This window comes from Kitasatospora sp. NPDC004614 (assembly GCF_042873675.1).
GTDB lineage: Bacteria > Actinomycetota > Actinomycetes > Streptomycetales > Streptomycetaceae > Kitasatospora.
Window position 1 is genome coordinate 83,632 of sequence record NZ_JBIALR010000015.1, and the last position, 21,959, is coordinate 105,590.

At 71.9% G+C, this 21,959-nt stretch carries 20 protein-coding genes; 15 read left to right on the forward strand and 5 right to left on the reverse strand.

Annotated features, from left to right (window positions below; genetic code table 11):
* Positions 1-121 precede the first annotated feature (121 nt).
* The 8 genes from rplQ to ACFYST_RS26860 all read left to right on the forward strand — a co-directional run bounded on the left by rplQ (position 122) and on the right by ACFYST_RS26860 (position 8,588).
* Positions 122-592, forward strand: coding sequence for a 50S ribosomal protein L17 (rplQ, locus tag ACFYST_RS26825; protein ID WP_387644484.1), 471 nt, complete (start codon positions 122-124; stop codon positions 590-592).
* A gap of 118 nt (positions 593-710) precedes the next feature.
* Positions 711-1,619 (forward strand): tRNA pseudouridine(38-40) synthase TruA, encoded by a 909-nt coding sequence (gene truA, locus ACFYST_RS26830; RefSeq protein ID WP_387644995.1) that lies wholly within the window; start codon positions 711-713, stop codon positions 1,617-1,619.
* A gap of 113 nt (positions 1,620-1,732) precedes the next feature.
* The gene (locus tag ACFYST_RS26835) at positions 1,733-3,391 is read left to right on the forward strand and encodes an ABC-F family ATP-binding cassette domain-containing protein (RefSeq protein WP_387865991.1); all 1,659 of its coding nucleotides are present in this window, start codon (positions 1,733-1,735) and stop codon (positions 3,389-3,391) included.
* 235 nt (positions 3,392-3,626) lie between these two features.
* Positions 3,627-4,070, forward strand: a complete 444-nt coding sequence (rplM, locus tag ACFYST_RS26840; RefSeq protein ID WP_035863497.1) for a 50S ribosomal protein L13 — start codon at positions 3,627-3,629, stop codon at positions 4,068-4,070.
* Between the two features lie 47 nt (positions 4,071-4,117).
* Positions 4,118-4,624 (forward strand): 30S ribosomal protein S9, encoded by a 507-nt coding sequence (rpsI, locus tag ACFYST_RS26845; RefSeq protein ID WP_387644491.1) that lies wholly within the window; start codon positions 4,118-4,120, stop codon positions 4,622-4,624.
* Positions 4,625-4,759: 135 nt separating this feature from the next.
* Positions 4,760-6,124 carry a phosphoglucosamine mutase gene (glmM, locus tag ACFYST_RS26850; RefSeq protein ID WP_387644493.1) on the forward strand — a complete coding sequence of 455 codons (1,365 nt, stop codon included), beginning with the start codon at positions 4,760-4,762 and terminating at the stop codon, positions 6,122-6,124.
* Positions 6,125-6,259: 135 nt separating this feature from the next.
* A complete protein-coding gene (locus ACFYST_RS26855; protein ID WP_387865994.1) occupies positions 6,260-7,444 on the forward strand; it encodes a hypothetical protein in 1,185 nt (394 codons plus the stop codon).
* A gap of 19 nt (positions 7,445-7,463) precedes the next feature.
* Complete coding sequence (locus tag ACFYST_RS26860) at positions 7,464-8,588, forward strand: glycoside hydrolase family 26 protein (RefSeq protein ID WP_387644498.1); 1,125 nt, start codon at positions 7,464-7,466, stop codon at positions 8,586-8,588.
* 19 nt (positions 8,589-8,607) lie between these two features.
* Here the strand turns inward: ACFYST_RS26860 and ACFYST_RS26865 are convergent, their stop codons facing one another.
* The 4 genes from ACFYST_RS26865 to coaA form a co-directional block, all read right to left on the reverse strand.
* On the reverse strand, positions 8,608-10,212 hold the full coding sequence (locus ACFYST_RS26865; RefSeq protein WP_387865997.1) for a hypothetical protein: 1,605 nt from the start codon (positions 10,210-10,212) through the stop codon (positions 8,608-8,610).
* 13 nt (positions 10,213-10,225) lie between these two features.
* On the reverse strand, positions 10,226-11,362 hold the full coding sequence (locus tag ACFYST_RS26870) for a glycoside hydrolase family 26 protein (RefSeq protein ID WP_387644504.1): 1,137 nt from the start codon (positions 11,360-11,362) through the stop codon (positions 10,226-10,228).
* Positions 11,355-12,674, reverse strand: coding sequence for a glycosyltransferase family 2 protein (locus ACFYST_RS26875; RefSeq protein ID WP_387644507.1), 1,320 nt, complete (start codon positions 12,672-12,674; stop codon positions 11,355-11,357). The genes ACFYST_RS26870 and ACFYST_RS26875 overlap by 8 nt, the downstream gene beginning before the upstream one ends.
* A 190-nt stretch (positions 12,675-12,864) precedes the next feature.
* Positions 12,865-13,857, reverse strand: coding sequence for a type I pantothenate kinase (gene coaA / locus ACFYST_RS26880; RefSeq protein WP_387644509.1), 993 nt, complete (start codon positions 13,855-13,857; stop codon positions 12,865-12,867).
* A 99-nt stretch (positions 13,858-13,956) separates the two neighbouring features.
* Here coaA and glmS point away from each other — a divergent pair, with 99 nt between their 5' ends.
* The 7 genes from glmS (at position 13,957) to ACFYST_RS26915 (ending at position 21,333) form a co-directional block, all read left to right on the forward strand.
* Positions 13,957-15,813: a glutamine--fructose-6-phosphate transaminase (isomerizing) gene (gene glmS / locus ACFYST_RS26885; protein ID WP_387866000.1), complete on the forward strand. Its 1,857-nt coding sequence runs from the start codon at positions 13,957-13,959 to the stop codon at positions 15,811-15,813.
* A 38-nt stretch (positions 15,814-15,851) separates the two neighbouring features.
* A complete protein-coding gene (locus ACFYST_RS26890; RefSeq protein ID WP_387644515.1) occupies positions 15,852-16,238 on the forward strand; it encodes a holo-ACP synthase in 387 nt (128 codons plus the stop codon).
* 101 nt (positions 16,239-16,339) lie between these two features.
* Positions 16,340-17,779 (forward strand): NAD(P)H-hydrate dehydratase, encoded by a 1,440-nt coding sequence (locus ACFYST_RS26895; RefSeq protein WP_387644517.1) that lies wholly within the window; start codon positions 16,340-16,342, stop codon positions 17,777-17,779.
* Between the two features lie 207 nt (positions 17,780-17,986).
* Positions 17,987-19,168 carry an alanine racemase gene (gene alr, locus ACFYST_RS26900; RefSeq protein ID WP_387644519.1) on the forward strand — a complete coding sequence of 394 codons (1,182 nt, stop codon included), beginning with the start codon at positions 17,987-17,989 and terminating at the stop codon, positions 19,166-19,168.
* Between the two features lie 168 nt (positions 19,169-19,336).
* Entirely contained in the window at positions 19,337-20,479 is a 1,143-nt protein-coding gene (locus tag ACFYST_RS26905; protein WP_387644522.1) for an alpha/beta fold hydrolase, read from the forward strand.
* Between the two features lie 56 nt (positions 20,480-20,535).
* Positions 20,536-21,045 carry a tRNA (adenosine(37)-N6)-threonylcarbamoyltransferase complex ATPase subunit type 1 TsaE gene (gene tsaE / locus ACFYST_RS26910; RefSeq protein WP_387644524.1) on the forward strand — a complete coding sequence of 170 codons (510 nt, stop codon included), beginning with the start codon at positions 20,536-20,538 and terminating at the stop codon, positions 21,043-21,045.
* A 102-nt stretch (positions 21,046-21,147) separates the two neighbouring features.
* Complete coding sequence (locus ACFYST_RS26915; protein WP_387644527.1) at positions 21,148-21,333, forward strand: hypothetical protein; 186 nt, start codon at positions 21,148-21,150, stop codon at positions 21,331-21,333.
* A 15-nt stretch (positions 21,334-21,348) separates the two neighbouring features.
* Here the strand turns inward: ACFYST_RS26915 and ACFYST_RS26920 are convergent, their stop codons facing one another.
* A complete protein-coding gene (locus ACFYST_RS26920; protein WP_387866002.1) occupies positions 21,349-21,924 on the reverse strand; it encodes a L,D-transpeptidase in 576 nt (191 codons plus the stop codon).
* Positions 21,925-21,959: the final 35 nt, after the last annotated feature.

Below are 21,959 nucleotides of genomic sequence, written 5' to 3' on the forward strand. Positions count from 1 at the left end.
GGCACCGGGGGCGGTTCCCAGTGAACCGCCCCCGGCACCATGAAAAGTCGTGCGGACGCGGTGTCCGTACGCCCGCTGCGGTACCTGGTACGGCCGCAGTCGGAGATTCAAGGAGCTGAACATGCCCCGTCCCACCAAGGGCGCCCGCCTCGGCGGCGGCCCGCACCACGAGCCGCTGCTGCTGGCCGGCCTGGCCCGCGAGCTGTTCCAGTACGGCCGCATCACCACCACCGAGGCCAAGGCCCGTCGCCTGCGCCCGCTGGCGGAGAAGCTGATCACCAAGGCGAAGAAGGGCGACATCCACAACCGTCGCCTGGTGCGCAAGACCATCACCGACGTGTCGGTCCTGCACACCCTCTTCACCGAGATCGCCCCGCGGTTCGAGAACCGCCCCGGCGGTTACACCCGCATCACCAAGATCGGCACCCGTCGTGGCGACAACGCCCCGATGGCCGTGATCGAGCTGGTCGAGGGCGAGATCGCCACCAAGGCGACCGTCGCCGAGGCCGAGGCCGCTGCCAAGCGCGCCGTCAAGGAGGCCGACCAGGCCGCCGAGGCCAAGGCCGACGAGGCCGAGACCACCGAGGCCTGAGCCTCCTAGGTCCGTGACCGGGCCCGCTCTCCCGTCCGACGGGGGAGCGGGCCCGTTCGCATCTCAGCAGCGAGACAGGGGAGTTGGAGTGGTGAACGACTGCGCGGAGCAGCCGCCGGTGAAGGACGGCCCGGCCGACGGGCACACCCGGATCAGGCTGGATCTGGCGTACCACGGCGCGGAGTTCTCCGGCTGGGCCCGGCAGCGCGGACGGCGCACCGTGCAGGGCGAGCTCGAAGACGCACTGCGGATCGTGCTGCGGAGCGAAGAGAACTTCCCGCTGACCGTGGCCGGGCGGACCGACGCCGGGGTGCACGCGCGCGGGCAGGTCGCGCACGTCGACCTGCCGGACGAGCTGTGGGCCCAGCACGGCGAGAAGCTGCTGCGCAGGCTCGCCGGGCGGCTGCCGGCCGACGTCCGGGTGTACCGGCTCTCCGAGGCACCGCACGGGTTCGACGCGCGGTTCGCCGCGATCTGGCGGCGGTACGCGTACCGGGTCGCCGACCACCAGGGCGGGGTCGACCCGATGCTGCGCGGGCACGTGCTGTGGCACGACCGGCCGCTGGACGTGGAGAAGATGAACGCCGCCGCGAAGCTGCTCGTCGGCGAGCACGACTTCGCCGCCTACTGCAAGAAGCGCGAGGGCGCGACGACCATCCGCACCCTGCTGGAAGTCCACTGGGAGCGGGTGCCGATCGACCCGTACGCCGCCCAGGAGGGCTCGCTGGCGGTGGCGACGGTGCGGGCGGACGCGTTCTGCCACAACATGGTGCGCGCGCTGGTCGGCGCGATGCTGCTGGTCGGCGACGGGCACCGGCCGGTGGAGTTCCCGGGCGAGGTGCTGGCCGGCGGGGTGCGGAACTCGGCGGTGAACGTCATCCGGCCGCACGGGCTGACGCTGGAGGAGGTCGGGTACCCGGAGGACTCGCTGCTGGCAGAGCGGAATCGGGTTTCGCGGCGGCTTCGGACTCTGGGCGGGGATGCCGCCGAGGGTGCCACGGCATCCGCGTCGGGCGGATCCGACTGAGGGTGCCCTCCCGCTTCGCGCGGTTCCCCGCGCCCCTGGCGGGGCGCGGGTACTCGGGGGGTGACAGGTAATCCGTTTTGTCGCCCGGCGAGGGCTTGGCACAATTCCGTGGCATGGGACACGTCGAAATCTCGCACCTGGAGTACTACCTGCCGGACGGGCGGGTGCTGTTCGACGACGCGTCCTTCCGCGTCGGCGAGGGCGCGGCCGTGGCGCTGGTCGGCGCGAACGGCGCGGGGAAGACCACGCTGCTGCGCATGATCGCGGGGGATGTGCAGCCGCACGGCGGTTCGGTGACGGTGAGCGGCGGGCTGGGCGTGATGCGCCAGTTCGTCGGTACCACCGGCCGGGAGGACGCGAAGGACACCCCGGGTGCGCTGGCCGCCGACGCCTCGGTGCGGGACCTGCTGGTCTCGGTCGCGCCGAAGCGGATCGCGGACGCCGCCCGCCGGGTGGACGCCGCCGAACTGGCGATGATCGCGCAGGACGACGAGAAGTCGCAGATGGCGTACGCGCAGGCGCTCTCCGACTGGTCGGACGTCGGCGGCTACGAGTACGAGGCCGACTGGGACGTCTGCACCATGGCCGCGCTCGGCATGTCGTTCGACCGCGCGCAGTGGCGGGGGCTGAACACGCTGTCCGGCGGTGAGCAGAAGCGGCTGGTGCTGGAGGCCCTGCTGCGCGGCCCCGACGAGGTGCTGCTGCTGGACGAGCCGGACAACTACCTGGACGTACCGGGCAAGCGCTGGCTGGAAGAGGCGATCCGGGCCACCAACAAGACGGTGCTGTACATCTCGCACGACCGCGAGCTGCTCTCCCGTACCGCCGAGAAGATCATCGCGGTGGAGTCCGGCGCGGCCGGCTCCAGCGTGTGGGTGCACGGTGGCGGCTTCGACACCTTCCACGATGCGCGCAAGGCCCGGTTCGAGCGGTTCGAGGAGCTGCGCCGCCGGTGGGACGAGGAGCACGCCAAGCTGAAGAAGCTGGTGGTGACGCTGCGGCAGGCGGCGGCGGTCAGCCACGAGATGGCGTCCCGGTACGCGGCCGCGCAGACCAGGCTGAAGAAGTTCGAGGACGCTGGCCCGCCGGAGGCGCCGCCGCGCGAGCAGTCCATCAGCATGCGGCTGAAGGGCGGCCGCACCGGCGTGCGGGCGTTCACCATGCAGGGCCTGGAGCTGACCGGGCTGATGAAGCCGTTCGACCTGGAGGTCTTCTACGGCGAGCGGGTCGGCGTGCTGGGCTCGAACGGCTCCGGCAAGTCGCACTTCCTGCGGCTGCTGGCCGGCGACGAGTCGGTGAAGCACGGCGGCACCTGGAAGCTCGGCGCCCGGGTGGTGCCGGGGCACTTCCGGCAGACCCACGCGCACCCGGAGCTGCTGGGCCGCACGGTGCGGGCGATCGTCGAGGAGGAGCACGCGCTGTCCCGCGGCGCCGCGATGTCGGCGCTGCGCCGCTACGAGCTGGACCGGCAGGAGGAGCAGAAGTTCGAGTCGCTGTCCGGCGGGCAGCAGGCCCGGCTGATGATCCTCAAGCTGGAGCTGTCGGGCGTGACGGCGCTGCTGCTGGACGAGCCGACCGACAACCTGGACCTGGAGAGCGCGGAGGCGCTGCAGCAGGGCCTGGAGGCGTTCGACGGCACGGTGCTGTGCGTCACCCACGACCGCTGGTTCGCCCGGACCTTCGACCGGTTCCTGGTGTTCGGCTCGGACGGCCGGGTCTACGAGTCGCCCGAGCCGGTCTGGGACGAGGCCCGGGTCGTCCGGGACCGCTGATTCCGCGGCGGCGATGCCGGGCCGGTTTGGAGTCAGTGCCCCCGGCCCGGTATTGTTGGCTGCTGTTGTGCGTATTGGCTCGCTCTATCTCACGTGAGAGGTCGGTACGCCGGAGACACCACAGGCCGAACTCCAGTGGCCAATGCCCGAATTGCGTCCGGGACGGTTGGCTGGAGGCCCCAGGTCCTGTGTGCTCCTGTCAGGACCCACTCACTGAAAAGCGAAGGCTACGACCGTGCGTACGTACAGCCCCAAGCCCGGCGACGTCCAGCGTCAGTGGCACGTCATCGACGCGACCGACGTCGTGCTCGGCCGCCTGGCCTCCCAGGCCGCCAACCTCCTGCGGGGCAAGCACAAGGCGATCTACGCGCCGCACGTTGACACTGGTGACTTCGTCATCATCATCAACGCCGACAAGGTGCACCTCTCGGGCAACAAGAAGACCCAGAAGCTCGCCTACCGTCACAGCGGCTTCCCGGGCGGTCTCCGCTCGGTGCGCTACGACGACCTGCTGGCGAACAACCCGGAGAAGGCCGTCGAGAAGGCCATCAAGGGCATGGTTCCGAAGAACAGCCTCGGCCGTCAGATGCTCTCGAAGCTGAAGGTCTACTCGGGCGACCAGCACCCGCACGCTGCGCAGCAGCCGGTGCCGTTCGAGATCTCCCAGGTCGCGCAGTAATTCCGGCCACCCACACCCCAACTGACGTAGAAGAGCTGAGGAACACCGTGGCCGAGACTGTCACCGAGACCACCCTCGAGGTCGAATTCGACGACGAGAACGTCGACGAGTACACCACCGAGTCCGAGTACACCACCGAGTCGCTGGCCGGCCGCTTCGGCGAGGCCGTCCCCGGCGCCGGCCTCGGCCGCCGCAAGGAGGCGATCGCCCGCGTGCGCATCGTCCCCGGCACCGGCCAGTGGAAGATCAACGGTCGCACCCTGGAGAACTACTTCCCCAACAAGGTGCACCAGCAGACCGTGAACGAGCCCTTCAAGCTCCTCGAGCTGGACGGCCGTTACGACGTTGTCGCCCGCATCTCGGGTGGCGGCGTCTCCGGTCAGGCCTACGCGCTGCGCCTCGGCGTGGCCCGTGCGCTGAACGAGGCGGACGTGGACAACAACCGCGGCCCGCTGAAGAAGGCCGGCTTCCTGACCCGTGACTCTCGCGCCGTCGAGCGCAAGAAGGCCGGTCTGAAGAAGGCCCGCAAGGCGCCGCAGTACAGCAAGCGCTAATCGCACCCTGCATGCGATCCTCGCCCCGGAGCACTTCGTGCTCCGGGGCGTTGTGCCTCCCGGACTCGTGCGGGGTCCGCGGGGGCTGGTACCAACCGAGCCGCAAGGCGCTGACAGGACGGGACGAACGCGAACATGGCACGACTCTTCGGTACGGACGGGGTGCGCGGGGTGGCCAATGTGGGCCTGACCGCGGAACTGGCGCTCGGCCTGTCAGTGGCCGCCGCCCATGTGCTCGGCGACGCGAACGCGTTCGAGGGGCACCGGCCGGTCGCCGTGGTCGGCCGTGATCCCCGCGCGTCCGGAGAGTTCCTGGAGGCCGCCGTCATCGCCGGCCTGGCCAGCGCCGGCGTCGACGTGCTGCGGGTCGGCGTGCTGCCCACCCCGGCGGTCGCGTACCTGACCGGCGCGCTCGGCGCGGACTTCGGCGTGATGCTCTCCGCCAGCCACAACGCGATGCCCGACAACGGCATCAAGTTCCTCGCCCGCGGCGGCCACAAGCTGGACGACGCCATCGAGGACGCGATCGAGGCGCACTACCGCCGCTACGGCGTCGGTGACGAGACCTGGGAGCGGCCGACCGGCGCCGCGGTGGGCCGGGTCCGCCAGTACAACGAGGGCTTCGACCGGTACGTGGCGCACCTCGTCGCGGTGCTGCCGAACCGGCTGGACGGCGTGAAGGTCGTCATCGACGGCGCGCACGGCGCGGCCGCCCGGGTCGCCCCGGAGGCGTTCGCCCGGGCCGGCGCCGAGGTGGTGTACACCCTGGGCACCGAGCCGACCGGCCTGAACATCAACGACGGCGTCGGCTCCACCCACCTGGAAAAGCTGCGCGTCGCGATGAAGGAGCACAAGGCCGACCTGGGCATCGCCCTGGACGGCGACGCGGACCGCTGCCTGGCCGCCGACGCCGAGGGCAACGAGGTCGACGGCGACCAGATCCTGGCGATCCTCGCGGTCGCCATGAAGGAAGCGGGCACGCTGCGCCGCAACACCGCGGTGGCCACCGTGATGTCCAACCTCGGCTTCAAGCTGGCGATGGAACGCGAGGGCATCGCGCTGGTGCAGACCGCGGTCGGCGACCGGTACGTGCTGGAGGAGATGAAGCAGCACGGCTTCGCGCTCGGCGGCGAGCAGTCCGGCCACGTGATCCTGCTGGACCACGCCACCACCGGCGACGGCACCCTGACCGGCCTGATGCTCGGCGCCCGGCTGGCCGCCACCAAGCAGCCGCTGGCCGACCTCGCCACCGTGATGACCCGGCTGCCGCAGGTGCTGATCAACGTCAAGGGTGTCGACAAGGACCGGGTCGAGTCCTGCCTCGAACTCCAGGCCGCCGTCGCCGAGGCGGAGGCCGAGCTCGGCACGACCGGCCGGGTGCTGCTGCGCAAGTCCGGCACCGAGCCGCTGGTCAGGGTGATGGTCGAAGCGGTCGGCCACGAGCAGGCCCAGTCGGTCTGCGAGCGCCTTGCCGAATCGGTTCGCCTGCACCTGGGCTGAATCGGCGTCAAGCCCGCTGCGGCGCGCGGGAATGCGATAGGACTACTGCTTGACGGCGGCTTGGGCCGCCCATGGAATCGGACGGATTTCCGGGTAGGATCTGCACGCGTTCAGTGAAGGGTGGCGGAGAATCAGATGACCGACGCGCAGCAGCAGGGGCAGCCCGGGGGGGCGCTACCGCAGGGCCAGCCCGTGCCACCGCAGGGCCAGCCGCCGCAGCAGGGGCAGCCGATGCCTCCGCAGCAGGGCCAGCCGCCGCAGGGCTACGGCTTCCCGCCGCCGCAGCAGGGCCAGCCGGTCCCGCAGCAGCAGGGTTACGGCTTCCCGCCGCCGCAGCAGCAGGGCTACGGCTTCCCGCCGCCGCAGCAACAGCAGCCGGTCTTCCCGGCCCAGCAGGGCTTCGGCCCGCCCGGGCCGGCGCAGACGCCGATGGCCCGCCCCGACGCGCAGGGCGGGCCGGGCTTCCCGCCCGCCGGCGTCCCGCACGGCCGCTACGGCCCGGGGACGTTCCAGAGCTCCGACCTGGACGAGCCCGACTGGGAGGCGCTGGCCCAGCAGAACGAGGCGCAGTCCCGGAGCAAGAAGCGGGTCGCGCTGATCGGCGGCGGTCTGGCGGCGGTGCTGGTCGTCGGCGGCATCGTCGGTGCGTCGATCTACCTGACCAACGGCAAGGCGCGGGTCGACGCTCAGCCGACCACGGGGACCAGCTCCTCGGGGCAGCCCAACGGCGGCGGCGGCGACGCGAGCCCCAGCGCGAGCGCGAGCGCGAGTGGGGGCGGCAAGGGGTCCGTGACTCCGCAGAAGGCCGAGGACGCGATCTCGCAGGGAAGCACCGACAAGGCCGACGCGAGCGTCCAGACCATGTTCCCGGACGACAAGGTGACGGTTCAGGGCCGCGTGTACACGCGGGCCGCGGTGGACTTCAGCGGCGCCTGCGGCGACGTCACCACCAACGGTCTCGGGCCGGTGCTGCGCGACCAGATCTGCAAGGGCCTGTACCGGGCGACCTACCTGTCCGACAAGCAGGTGATCACGGTCGGCATCGCGGTGTTCGACGACAAGGTCCAGGCCGTCAAGGTCGACCAGGGGTTCAAGGGCAACATGCAGGTGCTGCCGGCCGACGGCGCGCCGAAGGTCTGCGGCGGTGACGCCACCGGCTGCAAGAGCGACCACAAGACGTTCGGCCGGTACACCTACATCACGATCTCCGGCAACAAGGACGGCAGCGCGGTCGGGGACGGCGACCAGGCCACCAAGGACATCCTCGGCTCGGTGAAGGCGACCCTGCTGGCGCGGGGCACCAAGGCGGCCGGCGGATGACCGCAGGCCGGAGCGCCCGGTGAACGGTGGCCTCGGCCCGGGCACCGTGGGCCCGGCAGCCCGCCGGGTCCCGGCCCGCTGGGTGGTAGGGGTCGCGGTGGTGGCCCTGGTGGCGGCGGGCGGCGCGCTGGGATTCCGCTCCGGCGGGGACTCGTCGGGTCTCCCGCCGCGGCTCGGCGGGCCCGTCACGCCGGGCGCGCCGTCCTCGCAGTCCCCGGATGCCCCGTCGCCGTCCGGCAGCCAGAACGGCACCGTGGCGACGATGGACGCGCTGCGCCGCCCGAACGGGGTGCTCTTCGGGGTGAGCACCCCGGGGTCGCCGAACAAGCCGGAGACCGACACGGTCGCCGTCGCGGCCGGGCGGCAGCCGACCGTCCAGGAGTACTACGTCAACTGGAACCAGGACTTCGCGGCCGACGACGTCTCGGAGTCCTACGACCTGGGCGCCGTCCCGCTGGTGACCTGGCAGCCGTCGGACGGGCGGGACGCCGGTGAGGACCAGCCGAAGTACTCGCTGCGGACCATCGCGGCGGGGGCCCACGACGCCTACCTGACGTCGTTCGCCGATGCGGTGAAGAAGTCCGGCCGGCCGGTGGTGCTCCGCTTCGCGCACGAGATGAACGCGACCTGGTACCCGTGGTACGAGGGCCGCAGCGGCAATCAGCAGGGCGACTACGTGAAGGCCTGGCGGCACATTCACGATCTGTTCGAAGCGCGCGGCGTCACCAACGTCATCTGGTTCTGGTGCCCGAACATCCACCGCGGCACCGAGATGCACTCGCTGTCCCGCTACTACCCGGGCGACGGGTACGTGGACTGGATCGGCATGGACGCCTACAGCGAGAGCGAGTCGGACGCGGAGACGGTGCTCGGTCCGACCTACCAGGATCTGGCGGAGCTGTCCGACAAGCCGATCTTCATCGGCGAGGTCGGCGTCAAGCCGAACATCAACAAGGCGCTGTGGATCGTCGACTTCTTCCGCTGGCTGCAGGCCCATCCGCGGGTGGTCGGCTTCTCCTGGTTCCAGCACAGCGACCAGGAGGGCGGCCGGTACGACTGGCGGTTCACCACCTCGCCCGGCGCGCTGAAGGCCTTTCAGGACGGCCTGGTGGATCAGCGCCTGGTGCAGTGGCCCATGCGCTGACCCGCCGTCACCCTCCCGCTCAGCTCTTGGAGCGGGAGGGCTGGGTGCGCTCCAGTTCGACGAGCTTCACCTTGTTCAGCTCCTGGGTCCGGACCACCTTGAACTCGTGCTCCAGCACGGCGCGCACCGGCGCGGCCATCTGACCGAACGGGTTGGGGCCGTAGGCGGTGCTGACCAGCCACACGTGGTTGGCGTAGCGGGCGCACTCGGAGGGGTCGTCGCACTCGACGCCCTGGAACTTGCCCAGGTCCTCCGGGTAGTACTTGAGCATCACGTCGAACGGCGCGGGCCGGCTGCGCAGCTCGTAGGCCAGCGCGCGGCGGGCGTTCAGCTGGCTGTTGAACACCATGGCGTCGCCGGGCTTCGCCTGGGCCGCCAGCAGGTCGGCGACGCCCCGGTAGTCGGGTTCGGCGACGGGGTTGCTGCGGGCCGCGGCCATCGAGGGCTGGATCAGCACGGCCAGCCCGGCGGTCATCGCCACCGCCAGCACGCCCGCGCCGACCCGGCCGCCGGTGCCGCGGCACAGCGGGGTGAGCGCCCAGCCGACCGCGGCGGCGGCCAGCAGCAGGTAGGGGGCCATCGTGAAGAGCAGGTACCGCTCCAGGAACAGGTGCAGCGAGCTCGCGGTGGCGAAGGTCAGCACCGGCGGCAGCAGGATCCAGCCGAGCAGCAGCGGGGCGTGCCGGCGGGCCGGGTAGAGGCCGATCACGGCGAGCGCGATCAGCACCGCGGCGGTGGTCCAGGAGCCGAACAGTTCCTTCGGAAGGTTCGTCAGGTCGCTGCTGGTGGTGTTGATCCAGGCGATCTGCTTGCTCTGGCCGTTGCCGCGCAGGATCAGCGGGGCGATGGTGGCGACACCGGCCGCGGTGGCCGCCGCCCAGCCGGTCAGGACACGGTCGCGCTCCCGGCGCCAGTGGAACACGACGGCGAGCAGGTGGCCGCCGAGGACCAGCATCGCCACCAGGTGCGCGGCGCCGATCAGGGTGACGCTCGCCGCGTAGAACCCCCAGCGGAAGACCGAGGGCCGCTCCAGGGCGCGCAGCAGCAGCAGCGTGGACAGCGCCGCCAGGAACACCGCGAAGGCGTAGGGACGGGCCTCCTGGCCGTAGCGGGTGACGGTCGGCAGCAGGGCGAAGCCGACGCCGGAGCCGAGGCCGATCAGGGTGGCGGCGAGTCCGTCGTGCGGGCGGTCGGGCCCGGCGGCGAGGCGGCGGCCGAGCAGGGCCACGGTCGCGGCGGCGGCCGCCATCGCGACGGCCGAGGGCACCCGCAGGGCGGCGGGGGAGTCCCCGGCCACCGGTATCCAGACGCGCAGCAGCATGTAGTAGGGCGCGAGCACCGCGTCGATGTTGCTCAGCAGGGCCCGGAAGTCCTCGAACTTCAGCGTGGCCGCCCACCAGCTGGCGTGCTCGTCGCGCCACATCTGGCGGGCACCGAGGCCGTCCAGGCAGCGGGCCAGGGCCAGCAGCGCCGGCGGCAGCGCGGCGAGCAGGACGAGCAGCCGCGCGCGGCCGCCGGCCGCCTCGGGCTGTTCGGCCGGACCGGTGCCCGGGCCGGGCCGGGTGGCGGCGGGTCGGTGCGGCTCCCGGGCGGTGGTCCGCGACGACGGATGGTGCAGGCTCACGGTGATCCTTCGGTCAGTTGTGTCCGTCGGCCAGTGTGATCTGCCGAAGGCCGTTGGAGAAGGCGCGAAGGGACGGAGTGGTGTCGTCGAAGCGCCAGTTGGCTTCGGCGCCCTGGGACTTGTTGCGCTGGAACCAGATGAAACCGACCACGTCGGGCTGCTTGGCGAGCCAGGCGAAGAAGTCGGAGATCCAGACCGGCTTCAGCATCGAGTTGGGCTCGCGGCCGGTCTCGGTGATCAGGATCGGCTTGCTGCTGATGCTGCGCAGCAGGTCGAGGGTCGGCCCGAAGGTCGCGTCGGCGGTGCGTTCCTCGTTGGTGCCGTAGCCGACCATGCCGGCCCAGTCGACGTACTGGTCGCCCGGGTAGAGCTTGGTGATGTCGATGTCGGGCACCGGGCGGAGGATGTTCGGGCTCCACACCCAGATGACGTTGGTGGCGCCGGCCGCCTTGAACAGGTCGTGGACGTGCCGCCAGGCCTGGACGTAATCACCGGCGTGGTTGCCGTTGGCCTGCTCCGACCAGGGGTACCAGCTGCCGTTCATCTCGTGCGCGAACCGGATCGCCACCGGCCACTTCTGGGTGGCGACGGCCTGGGCGAAGCGGTTGATGTAGTCGTCGTGCTTGCCGCCGGTGATGGTCGACAGGGCGTAGTCGGGCTGGTCCTTGCCCAGTTCGGTGCCGGCCCACGGCTCCCAGGCCAGCACCGGCAGGGTGCCGTGGCCGTATGCGGCGGTGATCGCCTTCGGGTCGAACTCCTGGTTCCACTGCACGAAGTACTCGGTCATCGACGGGGCGGCGCCGGCGCTCTGCTGGACCGAGGTGACCTCGGCCGAGGAGAACGGCGACTCCTGGGTGCTGACGCCGAAGTACTTCTTGCCCTCCGGGTTGGCGAAGATCTCCCGCCCAGGGATGACGGGCTCCGCCTTCTTCGGCTGCAGCAGCCGGTCGAGGCCGGAGGTCTTCGCCGAGTTGCCCAGCCCGTGGTAGCCGAGGGTGCCGTCCTGCGCGCCGAGCGCGGCCAGCACACCGTACGAAAGGGTGCACAGCAGAAGGCCGTTGACGACCATCCAGACCCTCAGCCGGATGCCGGAGCCGCGGCTCCACCAGTGCAGGGTCTTGCGCCGGTTGGTGTTTCTTCGCTTAGACACTCATCATCACCGAACCGAACAGGAGGGCGCTGCCGACCAGATAGGGGATGACCACCTGCGGGCTGCGCACCCGCTCACCGGCGAAGCCGTCGGCGCGGGTGCCCCAGGACGAGTTGTGGGCCATCCGGAAGAAGCCGAGGAGCCGGACCGGCAGCAGCAGACAGGTGTTGATCACCATGAAGACCGGGAGGTACAGCATGTCCTTGGCCCGGTAGGCGAAGTGACGGCCGAACCGGACGGCGAGCGACAGTGCGGACAGCGACGCGGCGAGCAGGAAGAGGACGATCAGCGCCTTCCAGTGCTCGGCGGGCAGCGGGAGCTCCTCGTACAGGCTCGGCCCGCGCTGGTGCCAGACGGCGACCGCCCAGGCGGAGAAGCTGCCCAGCAGGACGAACGGGACCAGGATGTCCACCAGGTAGAACAGGGCGAGCATGCGGGCCTTGCGGAGCATCCAGGGCAGCATCCGGAGCGTGTTGTACTGCGAGCCGCGGGCCCACCGGTACTGCTGCTTCGCGAGCTTGCGCAGCTCCAGCGGGGCGTCGGTGTACACCAGCGAGGTCGACTGGTACACGGTGCGGAAGCCCTGCTTGAGCGTGTAGTTGGTGAGCGTGCGGTCGTCGCTCACCTCCAGGAACACGCCGAGGAACTTCTCGCTGAGGAACTCCTCCATGCAGTTGACCAGGATCTCCCGGCGGAACGCGATGGTCCGGCCGGGCAGGCAGCCGACGGTGCCGAGCACGCTCATCGCCGGCAGCGAGTACTGGCAGCGCACGCTCTCCAGCCAGTCCGCCCAGCGGGTCAGCACCGAGCGGCCCGGGTCGAGGATGCGCTGACGGGTCGTCACGCCGCCGACCTCGGGGTCGCGGAACGGCTTGACCAGTTCGGAGAGGGTGGTGGGGGTCCACACCGTGTCGGAGTCGACGAGCACCGCGATGTCGGCCGTGCAGGCCTTCAGCCCGACCTGCAGCGCGTTGCGCTTGCCCGGGATCTCGGTCCACTCCCAGTAGACGCCGAGTTCGTCGCAGACCCGCTCCAGGGCCGGGTTGCGCTTGCCGTTGATGACCACGACCAGCTCGGTGGGCTGCTGGTCGATGATCCGGTCGAGGACCGAGAAGAACAGGTCCACCGGTTCGTCGACCACCGGGATGATCACCGCGGTGGTCGTCGAATGCGGCCGCACCCAAGGGCGGTAACGGCGCGTCAGGGCCAGGCGTATCAGCCAGAGCACCCACACCACCGTCATGAAGACGGCGAACGGGTATATCGCCCGGGTGGTCCACCATTGCCGGAGCTCGAGCAGGAAGGCAAGCATCTCGAGTACGTAATCCGTTCCATCGCTCGTGGCGCGCAGTTGGGACCCCAAGATGATACGGGTGCCCGCGTCCTGCTATTTCCGGCGAACGTCCCATAGCGGGCAGGGGGTGGGGGTTTTCTCGCGGATTGGAAGGCACCCGTGATCCTGACGGACCGTCAATCTTGCGATCGGGTACAGACAAACCGGGTCAGAGCTTGCGGAGCAGCGCCCGGCGGACCTTGTGGTCCGCGCCCTTCTGCAGGATCAGGGTGGCCCGGCCGCGGGTGGGCAGGACGTTCTCCAGCAGGTTCGGCCGGTTGATGGTCCGCCAGACCTGCCGGCCGTAGTCCATCGCCTCCTCCTCGGGCACCTCGGTGAAGCGCCGGAAATAGGAGTTGGGGTCCTGGAAGGCGGTCTCGCGCAGCTTGCGGAACCGGTCCAGGTACCAGGCCTCGATGTCGTCGGTGCGGGCGTCGACGTAGATCGAGAAGTCGAAGTAGTCGGCGACCGCCATCCTGGTCCGCCCGTCGGTGCCGGGCAGGGCCGGCTGGAGCACGTTCAGGCCCTCGACGATCAGGATGTCGGGGCGCTCCACCACCAGCTGCTCGTCCGGCACGATGTCGTACACCAGGTGCGAGTAGACGGGGGCGGTGACCCGCTCCTTGCCGGCCTTCACGTCCGCGACGAAGCGCATCAGCGCCCGCCGGTCGTAGGACTCCGGGAAGCCCTTGCGGGCCATCAGGCCGCGCCGGCGCAGTTCCGCGTTGGGCAGCAGGAAGCCGTCGGTGGTGACCAGCTCGACCCGCGGGTGCTCGGGCCAGCGGGCCAGCAGGGCCTTCAGCAGGCGGGCCGTGGTGGACTTGCCGACCGCCACCGACCCGGCCACGCCGATGATGAACGGGGTGCGCACCCGCTCGGTGTCGGGGGTGTCCAGGAACGTGCCCAGCGCGCCGCGCAGCTCGTGCGTGGCGTGGATGTACAGGTTCAGCAGGCGCGACAGCGGCAGGTAGACGTCGCGGACCTCGTCCAGGTCCAGCGCGGTACCGAGGCCGCGGAGGCGCTCGACCTCGTCGGCGGTGAGCGGCAGCGGCGTGCGTTCGCGCAGCGCGCTCCACTCGGCGCGGTCCAGATCCACGTACGGGGAGGGGGTGGGTGCGGCGGGCGCGCCCCTCGTACAGAGTTCGGTCAGCACAGGGTCCATTGTGAGCCGTGTCCGGGCCGCCGGGTGTTGTGGTGTCGGTCACCCGGTGTGGTCATCCGACCAGCAGGGGCTCGAACACCGGCACCTATGCTGGCGCATATGTGCGGAATTGTTGGATATACGGGCCCCCAGCAGGCCCTCGACGTAGTGATCGCAGGTCTGCGGCGGCTGGAGTACCGGGGCTACGACTCGGCCGGCGTCGCGGTGCAGACCGAAGGAGCCGACGGGCAGCGGCTCCTGGCGACCGACAAGCGGGCCGGAAAGCTCGTCAACCTGGAGAAGTCGCTGGCCGAAACCCCTCTGCCGGCCGGCACCACGGGCATCGGACACACCCGGTGGGCCACCCACGGCGCGCCGAACGACGCCAACGCCCACCCCCACCTGGACGACCACCGCAAGGTCGCCGTCGTCCACAACGGCATCATCGAGAACTTCGCCCTGCTGCGCGCCGAACTCGCCGATCGCGGCCACACGCTGCGCTCGGAGACCGACACCGAGGTGGTCGCCCACCTGCTGTCCGAGGCCTACGACGGCGACCTCGCCGAGGCCATGCGCACCGTGTGCCGGCAGCTGGACGGCGCGTTCACCCTGGTCGCGGTGCACGCCGACGCCCCCGACGTGGTGGTCGGCGCCCGCCGCAACTCGCCGCTGGTGGTCGGCGTCGGCGACGGCGAGAACTTCCTCGCCTCGGACGTCGCCGCGTTCATCGCGCACACCCGCGAGGCCATCGAGCTCGGCCAGGACCAGGTCGTCGAACTGCGCCGCGAGGGCGTGACGGTGACCAACTTCGACGGCACGCCCGCCGAGGTCCGCGAGTACCACGTCGACTGGGACGCCTCGGCCGCCGAGAAGGGCGGCTACGACTACTTCATGCTCAAGGAGATCGCCGAGCAGCCCAAGGCCGTCGCCGACACCCTGCTCGGCCGGATCGGCACCGACGGCCGGCTCACCCTCGACGAGCTGCGCATCCCCGACCAGGTGCTGCGCGAGGTCGACAAGGTGGTGATCGTCGCCTGCGGCACCGCGTTCCACGCCGGCATGATCGCCAAGTACGCGATCGAGCACTGGACCCGCATCCCGTGCGAGGTCGAGGTGGCCAGCGAGTTCCGCTACCGCGACCCGATCATGGACGACCGCACCCTGGTCATCGCGATCTCGCAGTCCGGCGAGACCATGGACACCCTGATGGCGCTGCGGCACGCCCGCGAGCAGGGCGCCAAGGTCCTGGCGATCTGCAACACCAACGGCTCGACCATCCCGCGCGAGTCCGACGCGGTGCTGTACACCCACGCCGGCCCCGAGGTCGCGGTCGCCTCCACCAAGGCGTTCCTGACCCAGCTGGTCGCCTGCTACCTGGTCGCCCTCTACCTGGGCCAGGTGCGCGGCACCAAGTGGGGCGACGAGATCACCTCGGTGATCCGCGAACTCGGCGACGCCCCCCGGCAGGTCGAGCAGGTGCTCGGCACCATGGAGCCGGTCCGCGCGCTGGCCCGCTCGCTGGCCGACGCCCCCGCGGTGCTCTTCCTCGGCCGGCACGTCGGCCACCCGGTGGCCCTCGAAGGCGCGCTCAAGCTCAAGGAACTCGCCTACATGCACGCCGAGGGCTTCGCCGCCGGCGAGCTCAAGCACGGCCCGATCGCCCTGATCGAGCAGGACCTGCCGGTCGTCGTCGTGGTCCCCTCGCCGCGCGGTCGCTCCGTCCTGCACGACAAGATCGTCTCCAACATCCAGGAGATCCGGGCCCGCGGCGCCAAGACCATCGTGATCGCCGAGGAGGGCGACGAGGCCGTCGTCCCCTACGCCGACCACCTGATCCGCATCCCGGCCACCCCGACCCTGCTCCAGCCCCTGGTGTCCACCGTCCCGCTCCAGGTCTTCGCCTGCGAGCTGGCCACCGCCAAGGGCCACGAGGTCGACCAGCCGCGCAACCTCGCCAAGTCCGTCACGGTCGAGTAGCCCGCGTATCGTCCATGCCTGCGCGGCACTGCGCAGGCATGGACGGAGGAACAGGCGTGATCATCGGCGTCGGCATCGACGTGGCGGACATCGGACGGTTCGGGGAATCCCTGGAACGCACCCCCGGACTCGCCGAACGGCTCTTCACCGCAGGCGAGTTGACCCTCCCGTCCGGACAACGCCGGGGCACCGCCTCACTGGCCGCCCGGTTCGCCGCGAAAGAGGCACTCGCCAAGGCCCTCGGCGCACCCCCCGGCCTGCGTTGGGAGGACGCCGAAGTCCGTGTCGAGGAATCCGGCCGACCCGTCCTGCACGTCACCGGCACCGTCGAAGCCCGCGCCGCCGCCCTCGGCGTGACGGGCTGGCACGTCTCGCTCAGCCACGACGCGGGCGTCGCCTCGGCCGTGGTGATCGCCGAAGGCTGAGCCGGGGGCGCGTGGAACTGCGCGAAGCGGAAGATCCCCCTCCTTGAGATCGCGCCACGGACAATGACTTGCACGTGCTCGCGCCCCGAAGGAGCTTTCGAATGCGCCAGGCCCACCAAGTCGCCCAAGTCCGTGCAGCCGAGGCCGCGCTGATGGCCACCCTCCCCGAAGGCACCCTGATGCAGCGCGCCGCAGCCGGTCTAGCTGCGACCTGCGCCCGACTGCTGCCCAGGGTCTACGGCAGCCGCATCCTCGTCCTGGCCGGCTCCGGCGACAACGGCGGTGACGCGCTGTACGCCGCCGCCCGCCTCGCCCGCCGGGGCGCTCGCGTCGAAGCCCTGCTGCTCGACCCCGCCAAGGCGCACGCCGCCGGCCTCGCGGAGCTTCTCGCCGCCGGCGGCCGGGTCACCGACGACGCCGGCGCGTTCGGGCGCGCCGACCTGGTGCTGGACGGCATCGTCGGCATCGGCGGTCGCGGCCCGCTGCGTCCGGCCGCGGCGCCCTTCGCGACCATGGCCCGCCGCGGCCCCGTGGTCGCCGTGGACGTGCCCTCCGGCGTCGACCCCGACACCGGCGAGGTGGCAGGCCCCGCGCTGCGCGCCGACGTCACCGTCTGCTTCGGCACCTACAAGCCCGGCCTGCTGATCGACCCCGGCGCCGGCTACGCGGGCGTGGTCCACCTGGTGAAGATCGGCCTCGACCTGCCGCCCGCCCCCGTCGAGGCGCTCCAGCACGCCGACGTGGCCGCGCTGCTGCCCGTCCCCGGCGCGGAGAGCGACAAGTACCGGCGCGGCGTGGTCGGCGTCTGTGCCGGTTCCGCCCGCTACCCGGGCGCGGCGCTGCTCGCCGTCGCGGGGGCGTTGCGGGGCGGCGCGGGCGCGGTGCGCTACACCGGGCACGCTGCCGAGGAAGTGGTCCGCCGCCACCCCGAGACGCTGGTCAGTGAGACCGGTCCGGCCGGTGCCGGGCGGGTCCAGGCCTGGGTGGTCGGCCCCGGGGGCGGCGACGGCGCGGAGCACGCTCTGCGGGAGGCCCTCGACACCGACGTCCCGGTGCTCGCCGACGCCGACGCGCTCACCGAACTCGCCCGGCTCGGCCCCGGCCTGCTCGCCGACCGGTCCGCCCCGACCCTGCTCACCCCGCACGCCGGCGAGGCCGCCCGGCTGCTGGCCGGCGTCGGAGAGCACGCCGACGCCGACACGGTCGCCGCCCGCCGACTGGTGGTTGCCCGTTCGCTCGCCGCCCGCTACGGCGCGACGGTGCTGCTCAAGGGCTCCACCACCGTCGTCGCCGACCCCGACGGCACCGCCCGGGTGAACACCACCGGCACCGGCTGGCTCGGCACCGCCGGCAGCGGCGACGTCCTGTCCGGCCTGGCCGGCTCCCTGCTCGCCACCGGCCTGACCCCGCTCGACGCCGCCTCCGCCGCCGCGTACCTGCACGGCCTGGCCGGGAGGCGCGCCGCGGGAACAGGTGCCCCGATCACGGCGCTCGACCTCGCCGAGGCGCTGCACCCCGTCTGGCAGTCGCTGACCGGCTGACGCCCTGTCCGGGGCCGGGAGGCGTATCCTCGTCGGCCCGGCCCCGGCCCGGTCGACGACCGGTTGACACCCCGTTCGGAACCGGAACCCGCTCCACCGCGTGGAGACACCGGAAGGGAAAGGGCATACAGGTGGACGGGTGACCGCACCCCGGTCGGCCGCGCCCCTGATGGGGGGACCGGCGGGGGTCTGGGAGACTGATACGCGATGACGACTGCGAATACCACCGGGACACCCGCACTGACCGAGGGGGTCCGTGCCGAGGCGACCATCGACCTGGCCGCCCTGCGCGACAACCTGGCCGCCCTGCGCGCCCGCACCAACGGCCCCGAGCTGATGGCCGTGGTCAAGGCCGACGCCTACGGCCACGGAGCGCTTCAGTGCGCCCGCGAGGCGATCGCCGCCGGCGCCGGCTGGCTCGGCACCGCCACCCCGCAGGAGGCGCTCGCACTGCGCGCCGCCGGGATCCGCCCCGAGCAGGCCCGCATCCTGTGCTGGCTGTGGACGCCCGGCGGCCCCTGGGAGCAGGCGCTGCGCGAGTCCGTCGACATCTCGATCAGCGGCCAGTGGGCGCTGGACGAACTCCTCGCCGCCGTCCGAGCCACCGGCATCCCGGCCCGGATCCACCTCAAGGCCGACACCGGCCTCGGCCGCAACGGCTGCCAGCCGCACGACTGGGCCGACCTGGTCGACAACGCCGCCAAGGCACAGGCCGACGGCCTGCTGCGGGTGGTCGGCGTGTGGTCGCACTTCGCCGCCGCCGACGAGCCCGGCCACCCCTCCATCCAGGCCCAGCTGGACTCCTTCGCACAGGCGCTGTCGTCCGCCGAGCGGGCCGGCCTCGACCCCGAGGTGCGGCACCTGGCGAACTCCCCGGCCACCCTGCTGCTCCCGCAGTCGCACTACGACCTGGTCCGGCCCGGCCTCGCCATGTACGGCCTGTCGCCGGTGCCCGAGGTCGGCACGCCCGCCGATTACGGCCTGCGGCCGGTCATGTCGCTGGCGGCCCGGCTCGCCATGGTCAAGCGTGTCCCCGGCGGCCACGGCGTCTCCTACGGCCATCACTACGTCACGCCCGGTCCCACCACGCTCGGCCTGATCCCGCTCGGCTACGCGGACGGCATTCCGCGGCACGCGAGCAACACCGGGCCGGTGCAGATCGGCTCCGGCCGCTACCGGGTGGCCGGCCGGGTCGCGATGGACCAGTTCGTGGTGGACCTCGGTGGGGACACGCCCGAGGTCGGCGAAGAAGCCCTGCTGTTCGGCGCCGGCGACCGGGGCGAGCCCACTGCCGAGGACTGGGCGAAGGCTTGCGGGACGCTTTCGTACGAGATCATCACTCGGATCGGGGGGCGGGTGCCCCGGCGGTACGTGGGTGGGGTGCGGTAGTGGCTGTCTTCGGTAGGGCGCGCTCACGTGCAACTGGCTGTCAGTGGCGCGATCTTTCCCACGTTCGCCTTCCGCTTCGCGCAGTTCTCCCCCAGCCCTTGGCGGGCTGGGAGGTGCCCCCACGCGCCCCCGTTTTCGCACCCCTCCGCGCCCGTGAGTTCACCAAGAATGGCTGAGCCGTCGGGGGTCTCCAGGGCCGGGCTGATCGGGATATCGCTCGGGGTGCTCGCCGCCGGGGCCGCTGCCGGGGTGGCGGTGGAGCGGATGACGGTGGGGCGGGCGATGCGTCGGCGGGCCCGGGAGGAGCTGGACGCGGCGGCGCCGTTCGGGTCGTTGCGGGGTGCGCCGCGGCGGGTGCGGGCCGATGACGGCACCGAGTTGTACGTGGAGGTGGACGCCGCCGACGGCCCCGGGCCGACCGTGGTGTTCTGCCACGGGTACTGCCTGAACCAGGACAGCTGGCACTTCCAGCGGGCCGCGCTGCGCGGTGCGCTGCGGGCGGTGTTCTGGGACCAGCGCAGCCACGGCCGTTCCGAGCGGTCCCGCTCGTACCTGAACGGTGAGCCCGCGTCGATCGATCAGCTCGGCGGCGACCTGCGGGCGGTGCTGGACGCGGTGGTGCCGGACGGGCCGATTGTGCTGGTCGGGCATTCGATGGGCGGCATGACGGTGATGGCGCTGGCCGCCCAGCATCCCGAGCTGTTCGGGCCGGACGGCCGGGTGGTCGGGGTGGCGCTGATCGGCACGCTGGCAGGTGGCTGGGACTCGGTGACGCTGGGCCTGCCCGCCGCCGGGGCGAGCCTGGTCAAGCGGGTCGCGCCCGGTGTGGTGCGGATGCTGGGCCGGCAGGTCGAGCTGGTGGAGGCGACCCGGCGCTGGGGTTCGGACCTGACGGCGGTGTTCTACCGGCGGTTCTCGTTCGGCGGCAAGGACGTCGACCCGGCGGTGGTGCGGTTCGCCGAGCAGCTGCTGGACGCCACTCCGATCGACGTGGTCGCGGAGTTCTACCCGGCGTTCTCGGCGCACGACAAGCTGGCCGCGCTGGCCGGGCTGGACGGCGTCCCCACGCTGGTGATGGCCGGCGCGAAGGACCTGATCACCCCGCCCGAGTACTCCGAGGCGATCGCCGCCGCGTTGCCCGGTGCCCGGCTGGTGCTGGTGGAGGACGCCGGCCACCTGGTGATGCTGGAACGCCCCGAGCTGGTGGACGGGGAACTGGTCGCCCTGCTGGAGCGGGCCGCCGACCGGGCCGGCACCGGCCCGCTGCCCGCCGCGCTGCGCGAGCCCGAGGGTGACCGGCCGGAGGGCTGAACGGGCGTCCGGGTGTGGCACCGTAGGGGTGGCCGCAACGATCGAAGAAGGACGCCATGGGTTCGCAGACCACTCTGACCGTCGCCACCGCGGAGCGGATGACCGGCCTCGGCCGGCGGCTCGCCGCCCTGCTGCGCCCGGGCGACCTGGTGCTGCTGTCGGGGGAGCTGGGCGCGGGCAAGACCACGCTGACCCGCGGCCTGGGGGAGGGCCTGGGGGTGCGCGGCGCCGTCACCTCGCCGACCTTCGTGATCGCCCGGGTGCACCCGTCGCTGACCGGTGGCCCCGCGCTGGTGCACGTGGACGCGTACCGGCTGGGCGGCGGCCTGGACGAGATGGAGGACCTCGACCTGGACGTCTCGCTGCCCGAGTCGGTGATCGTCGTCGAGTGGGGCGAGGGCAAGGTCGAGCAGCTCTCCGAGGACCGGCTGGAGGTCCGGATCGAGCGGACCCTGGGCGGTGCGGAGGCGGACGTCACCGTGGAGGCGGACGGGCGGCGGGTCACCGTGACGGGGCTGGGCGCTCGCTGGGACGACGTGGACCTCACCGTATTGGGTGACAACTGAGCCGGTTTCCCGACAGCGTGTCGGTAAATTGTTGCGGCCCGGCCGGTGGGCGTGATGGGATGGCGGCAGCAGGTTAGGTGTACCTAACTAGGGAGGCGCCCCATGGCGAGCACCACCCCCCGGACCGACCGCCGTCCCGAACCGGCCGACGCGGCACGCGTCGAGGCTTCGCGCGCCAAGGCCTCGCGCACCGACGCGCCGCAGGAGCCCGTGCCGATGCGGGTGCTGCTGGCGTCCTGCCGGGCCGCCGAGGCGGTCTCCACCCCGCCGGAGCGCCACGCCGCGTAGCGTTCCGGCTTACCGTCAGGCGACCACGACCACCCGGGTGCCGTTCGGCGCGAAGTCCCACAGCGCCTGGCCGTCCGAGCGGGACGCCCGGATGCCGCCGGTCTTGGTCTTCGGGTCCACCGACGGCGCGGCGGCGTTCTCGTCCACCAGCGCGCTGAAACCGAACACCGTGCCCTGCTGCTGGGTGAACCGCACCACATGCTCGATCTGCCGGCCGTCCGTGCCGGTGCCCGCCGCCGTGCGGCTGTAGACCGTGTACGCGCCCGGGTTCGGCAGCGCGCTGCCCGGCGTCACCTTGAACGTGCCGACCACCTGCTCCGGCTTCTTCGGGTCGACCAGCCACACCTGGCGCTCCTTGAGCGAGAACACCACTCGCAGGCCCGCCCCGGAGTCCGCCGGCAACGGGGGAGCGGTCGGCCGCTCGCTCGGCGAGCTCGCCGAGGGCGCCGCCGCCGGGGCGCTCGCCGAGGCCGGGGTGGCCGCCACCGCCCGGGACGCGGCGCCGTTCGCCTGGAACGCCAGCAGCCCGATCACCGCCATGGCGCCCAGGGTCAGCCCGCCGACCACCACACCAGGACCCAGCTTCGCCACGGTCTGCTCCTCAACGCTCCGTCTCACGTCCGAGG